Annotated in this window: 21 protein-coding genes and 1 tRNA gene; 12 read left to right on the top strand and 10 right to left on the bottom strand. The window is 39.7% G+C overall.

Annotated features, from left to right (window positions below; all coding sequences use genetic code 11):
• Positions 1-42: 42 nt before the first annotated feature.
• Entirely contained in the window at positions 43-1,209 is a 1,167-nt protein-coding gene (locus tag AL038_RS12395; RefSeq protein WP_062153265.1) for a glycosyltransferase, read from the top strand.
• Between the two features lie 445 nt (positions 1,210-1,654).
• On the opposite strand, the gene AL038_RS12390 is transcribed toward AL038_RS12395, so the two are convergent.
• From AL038_RS12390 to AL038_RS12380, 3 genes are all read right to left on the bottom strand, one after another.
• Positions 1,655-2,170 carry a c-type cytochrome gene (locus AL038_RS12390; protein WP_062153264.1) on the bottom strand — a complete coding sequence of 172 codons (516 nt, stop codon included), beginning with the start codon at positions 2,168-2,170 and terminating at the stop codon, positions 1,655-1,657.
• Positions 2,171-2,381: 211 nt separating this feature from the next.
• Positions 2,382-3,818 (bottom strand): glutamate-cysteine ligase family protein, encoded by a 1,437-nt coding sequence (locus AL038_RS12385; RefSeq protein ID WP_062153262.1) that lies wholly within the window; start codon positions 3,816-3,818, stop codon positions 2,382-2,384.
• Positions 3,815-4,627, bottom strand: coding sequence for a lysophospholipid acyltransferase family protein (locus AL038_RS12380; protein WP_066246137.1), 813 nt, complete (start codon positions 4,625-4,627; stop codon positions 3,815-3,817). Before AL038_RS12380 ends, AL038_RS12385 begins: the two co-directional genes overlap by 4 nt.
• A 656-nt stretch (positions 4,628-5,283) precedes the next feature.
• On the opposite strand from AL038_RS12380, the gene nikB reads away from it, so the two are divergent.
• Genes nikB through AL038_RS12360 form a run of 4 tightly spaced genes read left to right on the top strand, consistent with a single transcriptional unit; the run spans position 5,284 to position 7,778 of the window.
• Positions 5,284-6,210 (top strand): nickel ABC transporter permease, encoded by a 927-nt coding sequence (nikB, locus tag AL038_RS12375; RefSeq protein ID WP_062155514.1) that lies wholly within the window; start codon positions 5,284-5,286, stop codon positions 6,208-6,210.
• Complete coding sequence (locus tag AL038_RS12370; RefSeq protein WP_336603599.1) at positions 6,200-7,018, top strand: ABC transporter permease; 819 nt, start codon at positions 6,200-6,202, stop codon at positions 7,016-7,018. The genes nikB and AL038_RS12370 overlap by 11 nt, the downstream gene beginning before the upstream one ends.
• Positions 7,019-7,023: 5 nt before the next feature.
• Entirely contained in the window at positions 7,024-7,410 is a 387-nt protein-coding gene (crcB, locus tag AL038_RS12365; RefSeq protein WP_062153258.1) for a fluoride efflux transporter CrcB, read from the top strand.
• A gap of 14 nt (positions 7,411-7,424) precedes the next feature.
• Complete coding sequence (locus tag AL038_RS12360) at positions 7,425-7,778, top strand: DUF190 domain-containing protein (protein ID WP_062153256.1); 354 nt, start codon at positions 7,425-7,427, stop codon at positions 7,776-7,778.
• A 71-nt stretch (positions 7,779-7,849) separates the two neighbouring features.
• On the opposite strand, the gene AL038_RS12355 is transcribed toward AL038_RS12360, so the two are convergent.
• Both AL038_RS12355 and AL038_RS12350 read right to left on the bottom strand, forming a co-directional pair.
• The gene (locus AL038_RS12355) at positions 7,850-8,794 is read right to left on the bottom strand and encodes a hypothetical protein (protein ID WP_062153254.1); all 945 of its coding nucleotides are present in this window, start codon (positions 8,792-8,794) and stop codon (positions 7,850-7,852) included.
• Between the two features lie 61 nt (positions 8,795-8,855).
• On the bottom strand, positions 8,856-9,065 hold the full coding sequence (locus tag AL038_RS12350; protein ID WP_062153252.1) for a DUF2788 domain-containing protein: 210 nt from the start codon (positions 9,063-9,065) through the stop codon (positions 8,856-8,858).
• A 281-nt stretch (positions 9,066-9,346) separates the two neighbouring features.
• Between AL038_RS12350 and AL038_RS12345 the strand changes: the two genes are divergently transcribed.
• The 4 genes from AL038_RS12345 (at position 9,347) to AL038_RS12330 (ending at position 12,396) form a co-directional block, all read left to right on the top strand.
• Positions 9,347-10,597, top strand: a complete 1,251-nt coding sequence (locus AL038_RS12345; protein ID WP_062153250.1) for a SpoIIE family protein phosphatase — start codon at positions 9,347-9,349, stop codon at positions 10,595-10,597.
• 237 nt (positions 10,598-10,834) lie between these two features.
• On the top strand, positions 10,835-11,755 hold the full coding sequence (locus AL038_RS12340; protein ID WP_236839381.1) for a slr1658 family protein: 921 nt from the start codon (positions 10,835-10,837) through the stop codon (positions 11,753-11,755).
• 28 nt (positions 11,756-11,783) lie between these two features.
• Positions 11,784-12,128: a slr1659 superfamily regulator gene (locus tag AL038_RS12335; RefSeq protein ID WP_062153248.1), complete on the top strand. Its 345-nt coding sequence runs from the start codon at positions 11,784-11,786 to the stop codon at positions 12,126-12,128.
• A gap of 193 nt (positions 12,129-12,321) precedes the next feature.
• Positions 12,322-12,396 (top strand) — tRNA-Val (locus AL038_RS12330).
• A 137-nt stretch (positions 12,397-12,533) separates the two neighbouring features.
• Here the strand turns inward: AL038_RS12330 and AL038_RS12325 are convergent.
• From AL038_RS12325 to AL038_RS12305, 5 genes are all read right to left on the bottom strand, one after another.
• Positions 12,534-12,869, bottom strand: a complete 336-nt coding sequence (locus AL038_RS12325) for a type II toxin-antitoxin system PemK/MazF family toxin (protein WP_062153247.1) — start codon at positions 12,867-12,869, stop codon at positions 12,534-12,536.
• Positions 12,857-13,120, bottom strand: a complete 264-nt coding sequence (locus tag AL038_RS12320; protein ID WP_062153245.1) for an AbrB/MazE/SpoVT family DNA-binding domain-containing protein — start codon at positions 13,118-13,120, stop codon at positions 12,857-12,859. The genes AL038_RS12325 and AL038_RS12320 overlap by 13 nt, the downstream gene beginning before the upstream one ends.
• A gap of 255 nt (positions 13,121-13,375) precedes the next feature.
• Positions 13,376-13,657: a site-specific integrase gene (locus tag AL038_RS12315; RefSeq protein ID WP_083991516.1), complete on the bottom strand. Its 282-nt coding sequence runs from the start codon at positions 13,655-13,657 to the stop codon at positions 13,376-13,378.
• A gap of 87 nt (positions 13,658-13,744) precedes the next feature.
• Positions 13,745-13,909 carry a hypothetical protein gene (locus AL038_RS12310; protein ID WP_161575465.1) on the bottom strand — a complete coding sequence of 55 codons (165 nt, stop codon included), beginning with the start codon at positions 13,907-13,909 and terminating at the stop codon, positions 13,745-13,747.
• Positions 13,906-14,049, bottom strand: a complete 144-nt coding sequence (locus tag AL038_RS12305) for a hypothetical protein (protein WP_161575464.1) — start codon at positions 14,047-14,049, stop codon at positions 13,906-13,908. The genes AL038_RS12310 and AL038_RS12305 overlap by 4 nt, the downstream gene beginning before the upstream one ends.
• Before the next feature lie 107 nt (positions 14,050-14,156).
• Between AL038_RS12305 and AL038_RS12300 the strand changes: the two genes are divergently transcribed.
• The 3 genes from AL038_RS12300 to AL038_RS12290 all read left to right on the top strand — a co-directional run bounded on the left by AL038_RS12300 (position 14,157) and on the right by AL038_RS12290 (position 15,778).
• Positions 14,157-14,534 carry a helix-turn-helix domain-containing protein gene (locus tag AL038_RS12300; RefSeq protein WP_062153243.1) on the top strand — a complete coding sequence of 126 codons (378 nt, stop codon included), beginning with the start codon at positions 14,157-14,159 and terminating at the stop codon, positions 14,532-14,534.
• Positions 14,531-14,857 (top strand): hypothetical protein, encoded by a 327-nt coding sequence (locus AL038_RS12295; protein ID WP_101539184.1) that lies wholly within the window; start codon positions 14,531-14,533, stop codon positions 14,855-14,857. The genes AL038_RS12300 and AL038_RS12295 overlap by 4 nt, the downstream gene beginning before the upstream one ends.
• A gap of 180 nt (positions 14,858-15,037) precedes the next feature.
• Positions 15,038-15,778: a hypothetical protein gene (locus AL038_RS12290; RefSeq protein WP_062153239.1), complete on the top strand. Its 741-nt coding sequence runs from the start codon at positions 15,038-15,040 to the stop codon at positions 15,776-15,778.
• Positions 15,779-16,366 lie beyond the last annotated feature (588 nt).

The raw sequence follows: 16,366 nt of genomic DNA, 5'->3' as shown, positions 1-16,366 counted from the left end.
TGCTAGGGTATTTGCTGATTTTCACCCCTTTTTCGCTACGCTATGCCCAGAATTCTCCATATTGGAAAGTATTTTCCCCCTTTTCACGGTGGAATTGAGAACTTTCTTGCTGATTTAATGCCTGCTCAAGCCCAATTAGGTGATACGGTTGCCGCACTTGTGCATGACCATCAAGCCTTATTTACTCGTTTTTTTGCGCCTGTCACCGCAGAAAAAACGCAACATCATCAATGTCTTTATCGCGTTCCTTGTTATGGACGTTTACTTTATGCACCTATCAGCCCACAATTTCCGCTGTGGTTAGATAAAGTTATTAATATATATCAACCTGATATATTGCATTTTCATCTACCCAATACCTCTGTATTTTGGGCATTATGCTCAAAACGTGCTTGTCAATTGCCTTGGGTTGTTCATTGGCATTCCGATGTTATTTCTAACTTTCATCCTCTATTAAGTACGGCGTACCGCTTTTATCGTCCTTTAGAACAACGTTTCTTACGTCATGCACAAGCGATTATTGTGACCTCTCCGCCCTATTTGAGTGCAAGCCCCGCACTGAGTGCGTGGCAAAAAAAATGTCATGTTATTCCATTGGGTATCGCGCCTTATCGTCTGCCATTAGCGAATGACGAAGCTTTAGCTTTGGCAAATCAACACTGGCAAATAGGGAAAACGCGGTTATTGAGTGTAGGGAGATTAACTTATTATAAAGGCTATGAAATTTTAATTCGTGCTATGCAATCGCTTCCTCAAGCACAATTATGTATTGTGGGTGAGGGAGAATTAAAACCACGTTTAGCCGCTTTAATTACTGCGTTAAATTTGCATGAGCGCGTCAAATTATTGGGACGTTGTGATGCAAACCAATTAGCAGGTTTATTCAGCAGTTGCGATATTTATTGCCTGTCTTCATTAGAGCGTACAGAAGCCTTTGGAATGGTGTTGTTAGAAGCGATGTATTATCGCAAGCCCATTGTTGCTAGCCGTATTCAAGGCGCGGGTGTCGTTTGGGTGGTAGAAGAGGGGGAAACAGGATTGTTAGTTGAGCCGAATCATCCAATGGCATTAGCTAATGGTTTGCAAGAATTGATAAATAACAAAAGTTACTGCCAACAATTTGCAGAAAAAGGTTATCAACGCTTTCAGGATTTATTTACAATTGAAGCAGTTGCAAAAAAAATACAGTCGGTATATTCATTCATCTAGTGGTCTGGCAGAATCTTCAAGAATTGACGGGATTAAAAAATGAATTAACACGTTAATTTTAATTTAGTTATAGTAACCGTATTTTAAAAAGAGAATAAGAAATGACCTATTCAACAGATTTCCGTAAAAAAGTATTGCTCGTTACCAAGTTTCACTTGGTAATGCCTATTCGCCAAGCTCTGCTTGGCTAATACTTGAACGCCCCACGCTTAAGTCTGCTTGTACTCGGCAAGCGGAGCTTGCAAGGCAGGCATTACCAAGCAGAGCTTGGTAACGAGCAATTGATGGGATTAAAAAATGAATTAACACGTTAATTTAGTTAATTATAGAAGCCTTGTGAACGCTGATTTAAACAGGTATTCAATATCTGAATTTAAGCCCATAAAAAAAGCCTGTCCGTAACAAATGACAGGCTTTTAGTATTAAAAACTAACACAAATTATGTTTAATCTTTGTGTTTGTAGTCATCATGGCAGCTTTTACAGGTTTTGCCTGTTTCAGCAAACACGGGTTTAATGGCTGCTAAATCACCTTGTTTAGAGACTTCTGCCAATTTTACAGAAGCATCTTCTAATGCTTTCATTTTACTTGTAAAGTCGTCAAATTTTGTCCAAATTTCGGTTTTAGCAGCGGTGTCCATTTTCGTCTTGCCAGAAGCAGATTCAGGCATATCTTTAAAGCCTTCAATGGGAAGGTGGCTTACTAACTGAATGGTGTTGGCGCGTTGGGTAAATTCTTCAGCATTGTAAGGGGTTTCACCTTTAACCATTGCCGCCATCCGTCCAAAGTTCCAGCCCATGATGATGAAAGCACCTTGACGATATTCCACCGCATCATGTAACCGCTCGCTCATCGCATGGTCACTCGCGTGGTCATGTGCGTCAGCGGCTAAAACGTTTACGCTGATACCTAATCCAACAGCAAACAATCCTGCAATACCCATTTTGACTAATTTCAACATTGATATCTCCTTATAAAACAAGTTTATATTACTTTCCGCGAATAATTGGGCTTAACCTATTATTCATAAAAAGTGAAGTAACAACCCGTTACTATGGGCAATCTTTGGCTTTTAAAGTGTCATTTTAGGCTAAAACAATTAGGAAAGCCTTAAAAAATGGCTAACTTTAATACTTAATTAGAGGCGTTAAGCCCGCAATCATGCAAGCGTTTTATGTTATTTGCCATTGATGAACAGCTAATCCTGTTGCTTGTTGGGATAAATAGGCTTGGGTGAGGGCGTGCATGTCGTGTCCATATTTTGCGACAAATGCGCGTTGCCAGCCTGCGCCATTTTGTCGCGTGCTGACACGTTCAGCAATAATTCGCAAATAGGCCTCGCTGTCAGATTTATCAATGCCTAATGCGTTTAATCCTTGTTGAGCGACAGGTAAGAATTGTTCTAAAATCAAACGATGTAGCGCGATGCGTTTGCCATTTAGCCAAGTTACTTGGGTATTTAGCCCATAACGGGCGGCAGAGTAAAAATTGTTTCGGGCAATATTAAACGATAATTGTTCTTCTAGTGCGTCTGGTGCGTGTAGCCACGCATGAACCAAGCCGACAAAAAAGGCAACATTTGCAATAACATCTAAAACGCTTGTTCCGCTTGCCATCGTGCGATGTTCTAAACGTAAATGTGGTTTTCCATCAGCAAAGCCAATGAGAGGACGATTCCATCGCCAGATTGTGCCGTTATGTAGTCGCAAATGGGGGAATTCACCCGTTATATTTGTCGCACCGAGTGGCAATAAAACAGGGTAGTTTTCCGCATTTTCTATAAATAGTTCTTCAATAGACTGTTGAATATAGCCCGAACCAAAGGTGACGCGTTTTAGACTGCCCTCAGCAAGTCCTGAGACACCGCCTAATTCAACCGATTTTTCAAATAAGGGTATCCGTGTTTCATCCCATAAATCTTTCCCTAAAAAATAGGGGGAGTTAGCCGCAACGGCAACCATCGGGGCAGATGCTATCATCGCCGCATTAAATAAACGTCGGCTATGTGCGGGAGCAACTTGTAAATGCACTTGTAACGCCATGGTCGCCGCTTCTAATAATACATCATAATGCTTTAGCTGTAGGTATTCATGTCCTTGAATATCCACTGATAAAGGTCTTTCACGCCTGACTTGTAAAACTTGTGCATTCAGTGGGTAGTAGCGGTGTGTTGGTGTCATGTTCGCTAAACTTAACGCACTTTCTGGCAGGGTTGGCAGAATACCAATGAGTAATAAATGGCTGTTTAAGGCTCGCGCGGCTGTTTGGCAAATCGTCCATGTTGCTTGTAGCTCTCTGTGCATGGTTCGTAGTGCTGAACCTGTGAGTAAGCGTGGCGTGTTGTTGAGTTCGACATTAAATGTCGCAACTTCAGGGACAACTTGTGGATTATTTAAATGGGTTAAAAAGGTTTGATTAATACAAGCAGGTTCGAGTGTTGGACGGACTAAACAGGCTTCTAATTCTAAACCGCCAATATTTTCCACATCATCAAATGCACCTGCCCGCAATCGCTCGACTAAAACAGCCGTTTCTTCTCGCAAATGGGATTGAAAATCGATGTAATCTTGCCCTGTTACTACAGGCACAGCGGACGACTGAGCGGTCATTGCAATTTGACACCTTCAACAGAATGAGTAGATAAGGCTTTTTCTAAACCTTGTGCGACTTGTAACTGGCAATATTCAGCTAATGCTTTACGGCTGGCAAAGTTGCTTCCTTTTACCGCAGGATGGAGCATGATTTGTATGCTGACACTGCGCATTCCTGCCATGCGGAAAAAATGGGTTAATAATGGAGTATCGTCATACCATGCGTAATAGTCGCGTAAGGCTTGCGTCATCACGATATTATCGCAATGGGTGTAAGCAACAGTAACGGGTTGCACTAGCGGCGCATTATCGCTCTCAGTTTCTACAACTCGAAATAAAGCACTTTTGAAAGGTAAAACATGGTTGCCATTACCACTCGTGCCTTCAGGAAATAATATTAAATTGCGTTGTGTATTGAGTGCATTTTGCATCAGTGAGAGGTGATTTTTAACTTGTAAACTCACGCGCTCAATGAATAAGGTATCTTGTAATTTGGCTAATCCACCGAGTAAAGGCCATTTTGCAACTTCTGCCTTTGCGACAAATGAACCCGATAAAACCCCACCCAGTATAATAACATCTACGTAAGAAATATGATTAGAAACAAATAGTACAGTTTTTTGTTCGGTTAGTTCGCCAGTCACTTGAATATGGAAACCTAAAATTCGACAGCAACCCCGATGAAAAATCATTGGTAACCACAGTTTATTTTTAAAGCGAAAAAATAAGAATAGCGTTTGTAAACTAGCAAGCAATATGCACCAAGCTATAAAGAGGAATATGCGAATGCTGGCGCGAATAGTGGACGACTGAGGTTGTTGAGACAAGGGCGTTTCCTTATAAAAAGTAAAAAATGAGAGAATTGGTTGTTAATTTAACCTGAGTTCGGGATAAGAAATAGGGAAAAATTAATAAATTTAATTGGTTTATCTCGTTCCCACGCTCCAGCGTGGGAATGCCTACCGCGTCGCTCTAGCGGCGCGTTTGCTTAGGCTGGTTAAACATTGAGGCGGATTTAACTCAATGGTTTTTATCTTAAATAAGTGATTAAAGTCCTCGCCGCTGGAGCGACGCGGTAGGCATTCCCACGCTGGAGCGTGGGAACGAGAATTTCTTATCCCGAACTCAGGTTAATTTAATAGAATAGTGTTTTTTCTATGCACTTTATCCGCATAAAAACGCTTAGAACAGCATATATTTTTCAATGTCACCTAGATTAACCTGTTAAATCCTGAGTCGAACAAGGTTTTATATTTGTATAATGCGTAGGTTCTGCCTAAACCGCTTTGCAAACGTAGCTTAAATATTACTGTTGCAGGTCGTGTTATTTGTTTAAAAATGGTCTGAATCAAGATTTTCAGAATTACGCCTGTATTCAGAATGTAATGACAGAAAAAATAGCCTTTTTATGTCTGAACATTTGATAATTACTGATTCAGATAATTTGTTAATCACCCTTTTTATATTACCTATCTGTGATGTTATGCTCACATTACTTTTTTCTCGTTTATTCAGTGCATTAGTTGTTATGTTTGGTGTGGTAACCTTAGTTTTTTTACTGATTCATCTTGTCCCCGGTGACCCTGTGCAGGTAATGTTGGGCGAATCGGCAACGACCACCGACCAAGAAGCTTTACGCCAAGCATTAGGGTTAGACCAGCCGTTATTAACGCAATGGTTTAATTATATGACGCGTTTGGCTCATGGGGATTTAGGTACTTCTTTAACCACTAAAACCCCCGTTAATCAGTTATTGTGGCAACGGCTACCGATAACTATTTTATTAGCTATTAGTGGGTTAAGTGTTGCCATTTTAATTGCATTTCCGTTAGGCAGTATTGCTGCCTTATATCCCAATACCATGATTGACCATAGTGCAATGGTGTTTTCCCTGTTGGGTGTTTCTGTACCGAATTTTTTAGCAGGACCATTGTTAATTTTGTTGTTTTCGCTAACGTTAGAGTGGTTACCTGTCAGCGGATTTGAAAGTGCGTCATCTCTCGTATTGCCTGCATTGACGATGGGAACAGCACTGGCGGCGATTTTAGCACGGATGGTAAGAGCGACTTTATTAGAAGTATTAAATGAAGATTATATTCGCACAGCAAAAGCTAAAGGCTTGAATAAGTATAATATTATTGTTCATCACGCGCTACGAAATGCAGCATTACCACTATTGACCATTTTGGGTTTACAACTGGGCGCACTATTGGGGGGGGCTGTGATTACAGAAACCATTTTTGCGTTACCGGGCATTGGGTTATTAACCATAGAGGCCATTCAACAGCGGGATTATCCTGTGGTACAAGCTTGTGTGTTGCTCATCAGTTTAACCTATGTATTTGTCAATATGGCTACTGATGTTATTTATGCGTGGCTAGACCCTCGGGTGCATTATCGTGCGATTTAATCAATGGTCTGTTTTTCTACCCGCTAGTTTTTTAATGATATGGTTTAGCCTTGCATTGTTGAGTGATTGGCTACCGCTTGTACCAAATCATATTCAACTTGAACATATTTTACAGCCGCCTTCTGCGCAAGCGTGGTTAGGCTATGACGATTTAGGCAGACCTTTATTAGATAGATTATTGAAAGGTGCGCAAACATCGCTATTAGTTGCCTTATTGGTGGTTATTATCTCGCTATCGATAGGCACAGCTATTGGCATGATAAGCGCGTGGGTTGGGGGGTGGGTGGATTTATTCATCGTGCGGGTTATTGATATTTTTCTCGCCTTTCCCGGTATTTTATTGGCTATTGCTTTATCTGGATTATTAGCCCCCGGTATTAACAATGTTGTTTTAGCATTATCTATTGTTGGCTGGGTTGGTTTTGCCCGTTTAGCCCGTGCGCAAACACTTTCGTTAAAACACCGTGAGCATGTGTTAGCCGCCCAAGCATTAGGCGCGACCCATCCGCGTATTTTATTGCATCATATTCTTCCCTTATTAACCGCACCGCTGATTATTGAAGCAACGTTTGGCATTGCTTCAGTGGTCATTGCAGAAGCGGGTTTATCTTTTTTAGGCTTGGGTGTGCAACCACCTACCGCATCGTGGGGGAGCATGATACGCGATGGCACAAACTATATGTTAGTCGCCCCGCATACGGTGCTAGTTCCTGGTATCGCCTTATTATTAATCGTTTTATCTGTCAATCTATTGGGGGATAGAGTACGCGATTATTTGGACGTAAAAAGCCATTATCGACAGGAATAAATAGGATGCACGTACCTCTTAGCTTTTATTTATGGGTTGGATTGGGGGGATTTGTTGGTTCTGTCGCGCGATATGCCGTAGCGTTATGGATGGCGCGTTTTACCACAGGTTTTCCACTAGGCACGTTGTTGGTAAATATTACAGGTTGTTTTCTTATCGCGTTAATTGCAGGATTAGCAAGTAAAACTCACTTGATTTCGCCAGAAATGCGCTTGTTGTTGGCAACGGGTTTTTGTGGGGGGTTTACGACGTTTTCTTCATTGATGTATGAGGTGATGACGTTACTTGAAGAGGGACAATGGTTTTATGTGAGTATTTATGTGGGCGGTAGTGTTATTGGCGGGTTTCTCGCGGTGTATATGGGATTGTGGCTGGTTGAGAAATGGGTGTAACAGGAGAAATTGGGATGGAACTGATAGGTGAGTCGACGTTGTTACGGATTTTTATCGGCGAAATGGACAAGTTAAAACATCGCCCTTTGTATGAAGTTATTACCGAAATGGCAAAAACACAGGGATTAGCAGGCGCAACGGTTTTACGCGGTTTGTTGGGGTATGGCGCGTCGAGTCAAGTGCATACGTTTAAATTATTGGAATTGTCGACCGATTTACCAATAATCATTGAAATAATTGATAAAACAGAAAAAATAAATCAATTTTTACCCTCATTAAAGGCATTATTTACAACAGCGAATGTTGGCGGATTGGTGACATTGGAAAAGGTGAACGTCATTCATTATATTGCCGTGCAAAAAGAATGATGATTTTTATTTTATGGCTAGGCTGAAGTAAGATTTCAAAATATATAGAATTTTTATCATTAAAACCGTCTTTAATATTGCGATGGTGCAATCATATCACCCGTAAAGGGGTTATAACTGGGGACAACATTACTGTTGGGAATAACGACTAACCGCGTATTCGGCAAGGAAAATTGTTCTTGTTGATTGTCATAAAACGGGGGTAGCGGATAAGTGGGGGTTAATGTGCCTTGATAGGGTGAAGGCTGATAAAGTGGGTTATCAAGCGGTGTTTGAGCAGGATTATAGCCTGATGATTCTAGCGATTGCCCATAAAATGGGCTGGTCATGTAAGCGGGCAATGCGGGCATATAATAAGTGCTTGCCGAAGATTGCGGGTAAGTTGTTGGGTAATTGTAAGCTGTTGGATTATAGCGATTGTTATTTGTTGAATATAAATAGGGATTATCTGCTTGTTTGTCAGTGATAAACGGATAGCCATTAGTTGGATACGATGCGAGGTATGTATCATCATTTACAGTGGGGTTATAACCGCTGTTACTGGCTGAATTCAATACCGTATTGTCTAATTGTCTGTTATTAGCAGGTGGATATCCATTGCCTGCCATTGAAGGATAGTAATCGTTCACTGCTGAGGTGTCTGATGTGCTGGGAATGGGTTGATAAGTACGATAATCAGATGTAGCAATAGCCGTATTTGCAGGTGTTCGATAGCGATTTTCTTCTGTTGGATTGACGCTTGCAATCTCTTCTTGCGTTTGTAAGGGACGATAACGCGGTTCTTCTGTCCGTTGTGCTTGCCAAGGATTATAAAGCGGTGGCGGATTGTTGTTTGTAACGACAGGCGTTTGCCAAGTGGTTGGCTTGGATTCGTTGAGATAGTGAGTATTAGATGCGTTTTGCCAAACACTGGGTGGTACGGCGTGATTGTCCGCGAACAACAATCCACCCCAGAAAGCAAGTGATAAGCTGATGACACAACGAAGATGTAATTTTAACCAAGCCAAGGGTTTCATAAGCGTCAGTTCACGGTTATTTTATAGGTAAATAATAGAAATATTATAGGGAAAGTAAGCCTTATTGTTTCATTAATTCGACTATAACCGCTTTGGCAATAAACCCGACCATCCCTAAACCCAATGCCAAAAATAAGGTGATATATCCCCATTTTCCTGCATTAGAATCTTTTGCAAGGCGATAAATGATAAACATCATATACGCCATTAGCCCCCCCACACAGGCGGTTAAAATAACGTCTTCATACTGCATCCAAAGTTGTGAATCCATACAAAAAAACCTTAGTGAAAAATGAAATGAATGCTAACCAACTGAACCATTGTTAGCTAGAAAAAAGTCAATTTTGTGAAACTTTTGTTATTTTTTTGAAAATAGCACTTATTTAATCTAGTTATTCAGGGCTAAAGCCATGTTACATACGGTTAGAGGTGAATAACAAAACACTATTCTATACATCTGACATTATTCTGTCACATCGCTAGTGCTAAAATTAGCCCAAATAAGCAATAACTTATAAAGTGTTAGCAGTACTTTTAATGAGGGTAATTTTTATGTTGGAATATGCGGTAACTGATGATTTATCACACATTGATGCGCCATTTATAATGCTGGAAAATACGGTTGCGAGCATTGTTAAAGCACGTGTTTATCTTGAACCCGATTCAACAATTGAGCAAGCAGGGAATATTTTTGCATCCAATAAAGATTTACATGCAATTGCCGTAGTTGATGCGACAAAACCCATTGGTATTATTCATCGCCATCAAATTATGGATATTTTTGTTCAACCCTTTGGACGCGATTTGTATGGAAAAAAAAACGTGTCACGCTTTATGGACACACAACCCCTCGTTGTTGAACACACCACCTCGTTTAAAGAAGCAAGCCAGTATATTACTAAAAATAGTGGTACAACATTTATTCAAGATTTTATTATCGCCAAACAAGGGCGATATAGTGGAATGGGCAATATATTGTCTTTGTTAGAAAGTATTACAACCTTACAAATTAACCAACTCAAAGCAGAAAACACCCGATTATCTACCGAACTAGATGTTACACGACGCTTGCAACAAATGTTGCTCCCTAAAGAATGCGAATTAAGCCAAATTAGTGGGCTAGAAATTGCGGGATTTATGGAGCCTGCGGATGAAGTTGGTGGTGATTATTACGATGTTTTAAAACACGGTGGGCGCGTTAAAATCGGCATTGGCGATGTAACAGGACATGGCTTAGAAAGCGGTGTGCTAATGCTCATGGTGCAAACAGCCGTCAGAACGCTTCTTGCGGTCAACGAAACTGACCCCGTTAAATTCCTCAATGCAGTCAACAGCACGATTTACAGTAACACACAACGCATGGATGCTGATAAAACCATGAGTTTGATTTTATTAGACTACGTGCCAGATGACAAAAGCATTGGTGATGGTGGAACTGTTTTACTCAGTGGACAACATGAAGAAGTATTAGTTGTGCGCGTAGGGGGAGAAGTTGAACGGGTACGTACAGATATGCTCGGTTTTCCCATTGGTTTAGAAGAAAATATTAGCGAATTCGTCGCCCAAGTAAAAATTCATTTAAACACAGGCGATAGCATTGTGTTATATACAGATGGAATTACAGAAGCCCAAAATGATGCAAAAATCCTGTATGGTGTAAAACGTCTCTGTGAAGTATTAGAAAAAAATTGGCACAAATCCGCCAACGAAATTCGTGAAATCCTCATTGAAGACTTACGGAGTCATATAGGCAAGAAAAAATTGCAAGATGACATTACCTTATTAGTCCTGCAACAAACCTAACCGCACCATACGACAATCATCCAATTCACAAATAAATGCACAGACATATTGTAATTGGCATTTTATTTGAATACGCTTCTCAAGGAATAGCATGTTTGCTATCAGGTAGTGCCCGTATGGACAGAAGGTGCTGTTTCCTCTTTGCGCATATAGATAACAATCGTTACCGATGCCCGTCACTTTTCAGCATACAAACCGATTGAGACTATAATTGCATACCCTAATGTATAACATACCATGCCATTCACCATAAAATATCCAACATTGGTTATCCGTCAGTTGTATCACCAAATGATGATAGATAGCGCAACACAGCGAGGAGGCAAGGGTAAACTCGTGAAGAATAAAAATGATGATTTAACAGAACGACTCAATAAACACCCTGAGCTTAAAACGCAATTCCTTGATATTTTGAATTTGATAGAAAATAAGATGTCGAGTGATACATTACTCGACGACGCAATACATAGCGCATTAACCCTAATGCAACACACCCTAAGGGAGGAATATTCCCTACGCATGGTTGACAGTATGACGAGTGATGAACAACTACCTATTCTACATGCCCCCAGCAAAGCCTACCGAATATTTGGCGACTTCACCTTTGAACCGACGGCTGACCGCGAATATTTAGAACTGGGTTTCTCTCCTAGCTCCGTTCCCCTACGTCAACGCTGGCGCAACAACGGCTTATCCGCAAGCTTTCTAGGTGACTACCTCACCACCTTTTTCCCCATTGATGATGCAAACCCAAGCAGCATAAAACGGCGAAAAAAAATTAAAGGCGCAGTAACCTACATTGCCAACGAACTGCTAGAAAATGCGATGAAATTTAGCATTGAAGGCTCACATCTTCCTGTTAGCATTCATCTCCAGTTGCATTCAGACCGCATAATCTTTTATGTTACAAACAGCGTAGTACCGGGAACAACCGACAAATTCTATCGTTTTATTGAAGAACTCAGAAACAGCGATCCTCAAGAACTCTATATTCAACAAGTAGAAAAAAATATGGAAGACGAAGAAGGAAGCTCCTCAGGTTTAGGATTACTCACCATGATGAATGACTACGGCGCAAGTGTCGCATGGCGATTCGATACAATACAGATAGAACCTGAAGAAACGATGGTAACAACAATGGTTCAATTAATTGTTTAGTTGCATTTTGTGTAGGAGCTTAGGAACAGTGAACATAGAAACAGAAGATTACAAAGTCATGTATGATGAAAGTTTATCAACTGTTACCTTTCAGGGATTTTTGCAACTGAATGGCATGACAGAATACGCGCCCATCACAGACTTATTAAATGGTATCGCCGACAAAAACCCGCCTCATATTAAATTAGACCTCCGTCAATTAGAACTGCTAAACAGCTCAGGCATCAATATGATTTCTAAATTTGTACTAAAAATTCGTAAAATAGAAACTATTAACATGAGCGTGTTAGGGTCTGAAGATGTTGAATGGCAAGATAAATCGCTGAATAACTTAAAAAGGCTAATGCCCAGTTTACAACTAGAATGGGAATAATCCCCAAACGGATTAATCCGTAACCATCTTAAACAACACAAATATTACCTATTCCCGTGTCCCAACATGGGAATATTTTAATAATACAAGCGCGCAATAAGAGACACTTCCGCGTTTTAAAATACCAAAAGTCCACCGACAACTACTTGACGCAATCTAAATTTAACTATAATATCTCCCACTCTTTCTAAAAGGGCGATTAGCTCAGCGGTAGAGCACTGCCTTCACACGGCAGGGGTCACTGGTTCAATCCCAGTATCGCCCACCACTTACAAACATCTATCTCTAAAAACGTACTTTTGTCCAAAATAGATGTAGGTGGCTTTTTTTTATCTATTTGCAAATGCATATTTTGTGGGACGGGAAAATAAAAATTATCTTAGGTTTCCAAAAAAGCACTTGGACTTATAACGCAAAAAGCGATTGCAAAACATCAATGACTACTTGCTGTTCTGCTTTTTGAATACATCCCAACTGTTTAACCAACCGTTTTTTATCGACTGTGCGTATTTGGTCCAACACTATCTGCCCACTTTTTCCATTAAAAGAACAATCAACACGGGTAGGATAACCAACTCGAGTAACTGTAGTCATGGGAGCGATAATAACAGTTGAAATAGATTGATTCATCTCATCAGGAGAAATAATCAAACAAGGACGCGTTTTTTGAATTTCTGCCCCCACAGTTGGATCAAGATTCACTAAAAAAATATCAAACCGCTTAACATTTACCACTGCCATTCGCTATCCCATTCAGTTGTTAATCCTGATTCATCTAATAATGTATCATCGCCATTGTTTGCCATCTTTTGAAACTGCACATCCCAACCTTGCCGTGCTACACGTAATGGACGGATAATCAATTCATTATCAGTGAGTTCCATTTCAATTTTACCATCAATAATTCCCAATTGTTGCAATGAGGACTTAGGAATGCGCACCCCACGGGAATTACCTATTTTAACCAAGCTAGTTTGTAAAATAGTTGCCATTTATATCACCAATACGGTAAGATAAGTACATTGTAATTACATTATATATCTATTTAAAGAAGTATCAAAGAAGAACTTGAAGATTTCACACGGCAGGGGTCACTGGTTCAATCCCAGTATCGCCCACCACTTACAACCCCCCTATCTAAAAACGTGTCAAAAACGTGATGAATCGGTAATTCTTAATATTCATTTTATTTATTATTTTACATATAGATATATACGTCTTGACCGTGTTAAAAACGTGCTAATTGTCTAATGTAAGCGTCGGTATATTATTTGTAAATGCACATATCTTTTATGTGTTAATTTTATATCCGAATGCCCTAAAAGATGTGCAATTTCTACCATTGATACGCCACGTTGTGCCAACCAGCTCGCACATGTATGACGTAAATCATGGATGTGAAAATCTTCAATGCCCGCTTTTTTTGTTGCTGTGTTAAAAGCGCGGTCTATGTCGCCAAATCGTTCCCCCGTATTCTTTGTAAACACATGTATTGCCTTAATACCCTGTGTGTGTTGCCATGTTTGCATAGCATTGATAGCAAGTAATGCTGTGTTATTTAGATATAGCAACAGTACTATAAAAAGATTAAACAGAATATCCGTAAAAAGAGCGCATCAATAGAACAATTTGCTCGTTACCAAGCTCCGCTTGCCGAGTACAAGCGGACTTAAGCGTGTGGCGTTCAAGTACCCGCCAAGCAGCGCTTGGCAAATAGGCATTACCAAGTGAAACTTGGTAACGAGCAATACTTTTTTACGGCAATCTGTTGAATAGGTCATTTCTTATCCGATTCTTGAATATCTTCCTGTTCCTGTTCTCTAATACATTGCAGTGCTATATCGACACGCGCGCGTCGAATCTCGCTATTTCTAACAATTTCTTCCCAAGAATAGGGTGTGGTTTGTGCAGTGTTATTCATTTCTGTATCCTATAGTTTTGTGTGTAATCGTGATTGATTACAGTTACAGAATACTCGCATTTTGCGAATATGTAAACGCAATTTGCAAATATTTTTTAGGTGAAAATATGAGCGAAGCCATAGATGTATTAAACCGATTAGCAACTGTATTACAGGCTAAACATGACGCTGACCTAGCACGAAAATTAGAAGTAAGTACAAGTACAATAGCAACATGGAAAGCAAGAGACACAATTCCTTACAAGATTTGTGTTGATATTGCTAGACGTGAAAAAGTCTCGCTTGACTGGTTATTGAACGGGGAAGAATTCGCAATTGCGAATACATCACCAAAAATGCAGGCAATCATGAAACTGATTGCTGATTTAGATGAAGGGCAACAAGGGAAAATTTTTTCACTCATTCAAGATGAGAAACGTTACACAGAGATGAGAGAACAAATAAACCAACTCAATCAACTGATAAAAGAGAGTAAAACTGCATGAAAAAAATAACCCTACTGTTAATCATGCTGTCTCAAGCCGTATTTGCCGCTGATGAATTTTGTTGTCGTTATTGCACACCTGAGAGCAAGCCTTGTGGAGCCGCTTGTATTCCGTTGAATTACGAGTGCAAAAAAGGTGAAGGATGTGCTTGCTCATCAGCTAATAAACGCTCAGGACAAGGCTCTATTTATCAGAACGGCTTTAATATGGGACGTGATATTGGCTTAAGAGAATGTAAACAAGTAATAGAAAAATGCGCGGATAAAAATGATTGTTTAACCTTATTAGATGCCTTAGCAACACCAAAAACAGCACAAAACTAGCTATTAATTTTTATGTTATTCACATTGATTACACCTTGTCGTAATTTAAATTATTTTTAACGTTTAAAATCAAACAGATAACGGGAAGCTACCAATATAACCCACTGATTTTGATTACAGATTTTTATATAAAAAAAATGTTAAAAAATACCCTTTCAAACACATAATGAAGGGTAAAAAATGAACTTAATTACGCCATTTAACGGCATTAATATTGTCGCGCTACGCAATAACGCGCAAGGTACAGGTACATTAAGATATACGCCTGAAGTTGGAACGAAACAGATTACTACCGTTGCGGTTATTGGCGGGCGTAATGGCGGTGTTAATTCTGACTATTTTTTAATGAAATTAAACGGTGTACCTGTATCAATTCCTAATGTTTTTAGTATTCAGACATTACGCACTAGTATGTTGTCCACAACGGCAATTACTGACGCTTTTGATATTGGTGGATTGAATGGCTCAAGTTTCACACTAACCACTAAAAACGGTTATCCGATTACAATCACACCCGATTATGATGATGGAACTGGAAATTTAACCTATACCGCATTACAAAACGCCAACATCTTAGATATTGGATTTACCGTTACACAAGCGGGCATTCCCCCCACTGGTTATAAAGGCGTGCTTACTTGGCAATCGCCCAATGATACCGTTGGCGCAAGCGTTAGCGTAAAAACTGGTATTCAAACAGTAATCAGTGGCAATGGCACAAGTGAAATTGTTGTTAATATCACCCCTCAATTACTACCTGATACACCCACAATAGCCGATATTAATATCCCAACAAGCCAAATTATTACCGCTTCACGTTGGGCGTTTAAGCACTCGGTTAATGCCTCAACTAATCCCAATTTTGACGCTTTAAAAGTTGGTTTCGACACGACTATTGTCGTTACTTTCACAAATACATAAGCTAATTTGTAGAAAAAACGCACGCGGTGAAATAGACAAAACGGCTTTATTTAATGCACTGATAGCACGCTCGCCTTATAAAAACAAGCCTGTAACCCGTATTATTAATTTCCGTCTGATTTTTACGACACCCCTTTACGTTTCGCTCCAAAATCACCTAATACACTCCAAACCATACTAATACTTAGAATAATAAGTAAATTATTGTCTAGCACCCTCTATAGAACCCACTTAGAATCTTGTGTAAAATGTAATAAATAAACAATATTATTATCCAATTAATTGCATATATTACAAATTATCACGGGCTACGAGTATCATCAATAAACTAATAACCCAGTTACAAATTATTAAATACCCGCGTTCACCCTAAACTGCTCAGGAACAAACCAAAAAAACGTTACCCTAAAATCAGAGATGAAACCCAGCTTACGCTTTCTCCTCAAAAATACTAAACATCATTTTGAAAATGCTAACTAAAAAAACGTAATCTGTGTTTTATTAGACAAATAACTATACCGACGGCTTCTTTTTAAAAGATTTAAAATAAGTTCTACAAGCCACTATTGTCGATAAACAGCACGGAAG

This window comes from Beggiatoa leptomitoformis (assembly GCF_001305575.3).
In the GTDB taxonomy this organism is placed as follows: Bacteria; Pseudomonadota; Gammaproteobacteria; order Beggiatoales; family Beggiatoaceae; genus Beggiatoa; species Beggiatoa leptomitoformis.
This window is presented reverse-complemented; position numbering and strand designations above follow the sequence as displayed.

Bases quoted from the DNA above. Each gene is read 5' to 3' on its own strand.
- AL038_RS12395 (WP_062153265.1), top strand. From the start codon at position 43: ATGCCCAGAATTCTCCATATTGGAAAGTATTTTCCCCCTTTTCACGGT.
- AL038_RS12390 (WP_062153264.1), bottom strand. From the start codon at position 2,170: ATGTTGAAATTAGTCAAAATGGGTATTGCAGGATTGTTTGCTGTTGGA.
- AL038_RS12385 (WP_062153262.1), bottom strand. From the start codon at position 3,818: ATGACCGCTCAGTCGTCCGCTGTGCCTGTAGTAACAGGGCAAGATTAC.
- nikB (WP_062155514.1), top strand. From the start codon at position 5,284: ATGCTCACATTACTTTTTTCTCGTTTATTCAGTGCATTAGTTGTTATG.
- crcB (WP_062153258.1), top strand. From the start codon at position 7,024: ATGCACGTACCTCTTAGCTTTTATTTATGGGTTGGATTGGGGGGATTT.
- AL038_RS12360 (WP_062153256.1), top strand. From the start codon at position 7,425: ATGGAACTGATAGGTGAGTCGACGTTGTTACGGATTTTTATCGGCGAA.
- AL038_RS12355 (WP_062153254.1), bottom strand. From the start codon at position 8,794: ATGAAACCCTTGGCTTGGTTAAAATTACATCTTCGTTGTGTCATCAGC.
- AL038_RS12350 (WP_062153252.1), bottom strand. From the start codon at position 9,065: ATGGATTCACAACTTTGGATGCAGTATGAAGACGTTATTTTAACCGCC.
- AL038_RS12345 (WP_062153250.1), top strand. From the start codon at position 9,347: ATGTTGGAATATGCGGTAACTGATGATTTATCACACATTGATGCGCCA.
- AL038_RS12340 (WP_236839381.1), top strand. From the start codon at position 10,835: ATGCCATTCACCATAAAATATCCAACATTGGTTATCCGTCAGTTGTAT.
- AL038_RS12325 (WP_062153247.1), bottom strand. From the start codon at position 12,869: ATGGCAGTGGTAAATGTTAAGCGGTTTGATATTTTTTTAGTGAATCTT.
- AL038_RS12320 (WP_062153245.1), bottom strand. From the start codon at position 13,120: ATGGCAACTATTTTACAAACTAGCTTGGTTAAAATAGGTAATTCCCGT.
- AL038_RS12315 (WP_083991516.1), bottom strand. From the start codon at position 13,657: ATGCAAACATGGCAACACACACAGGGTATTAAGGCAATACATGTGTTT.
- AL038_RS12310 (WP_161575465.1), bottom strand. From the start codon at position 13,909: ATGACCTATTCAACAGATTGCCGTAAAAAAGTATTGCTCGTTACCAAG.
- AL038_RS12305 (WP_161575464.1), bottom strand. From the start codon at position 14,049: ATGAATAACACTGCACAAACCACACCCTATTCTTGGGAAGAAATTGTT.
- AL038_RS12300 (WP_062153243.1), top strand. From the start codon at position 14,157: ATGAGCGAAGCCATAGATGTATTAAACCGATTAGCAACTGTATTACAG.
- AL038_RS12295 (WP_101539184.1), top strand. From the start codon at position 14,531: ATGAAAAAAATAACCCTACTGTTAATCATGCTGTCTCAAGCCGTATTT.
- AL038_RS12290 (WP_062153239.1), top strand. From the start codon at position 15,038: ATGAACTTAATTACGCCATTTAACGGCATTAATATTGTCGCGCTACGC.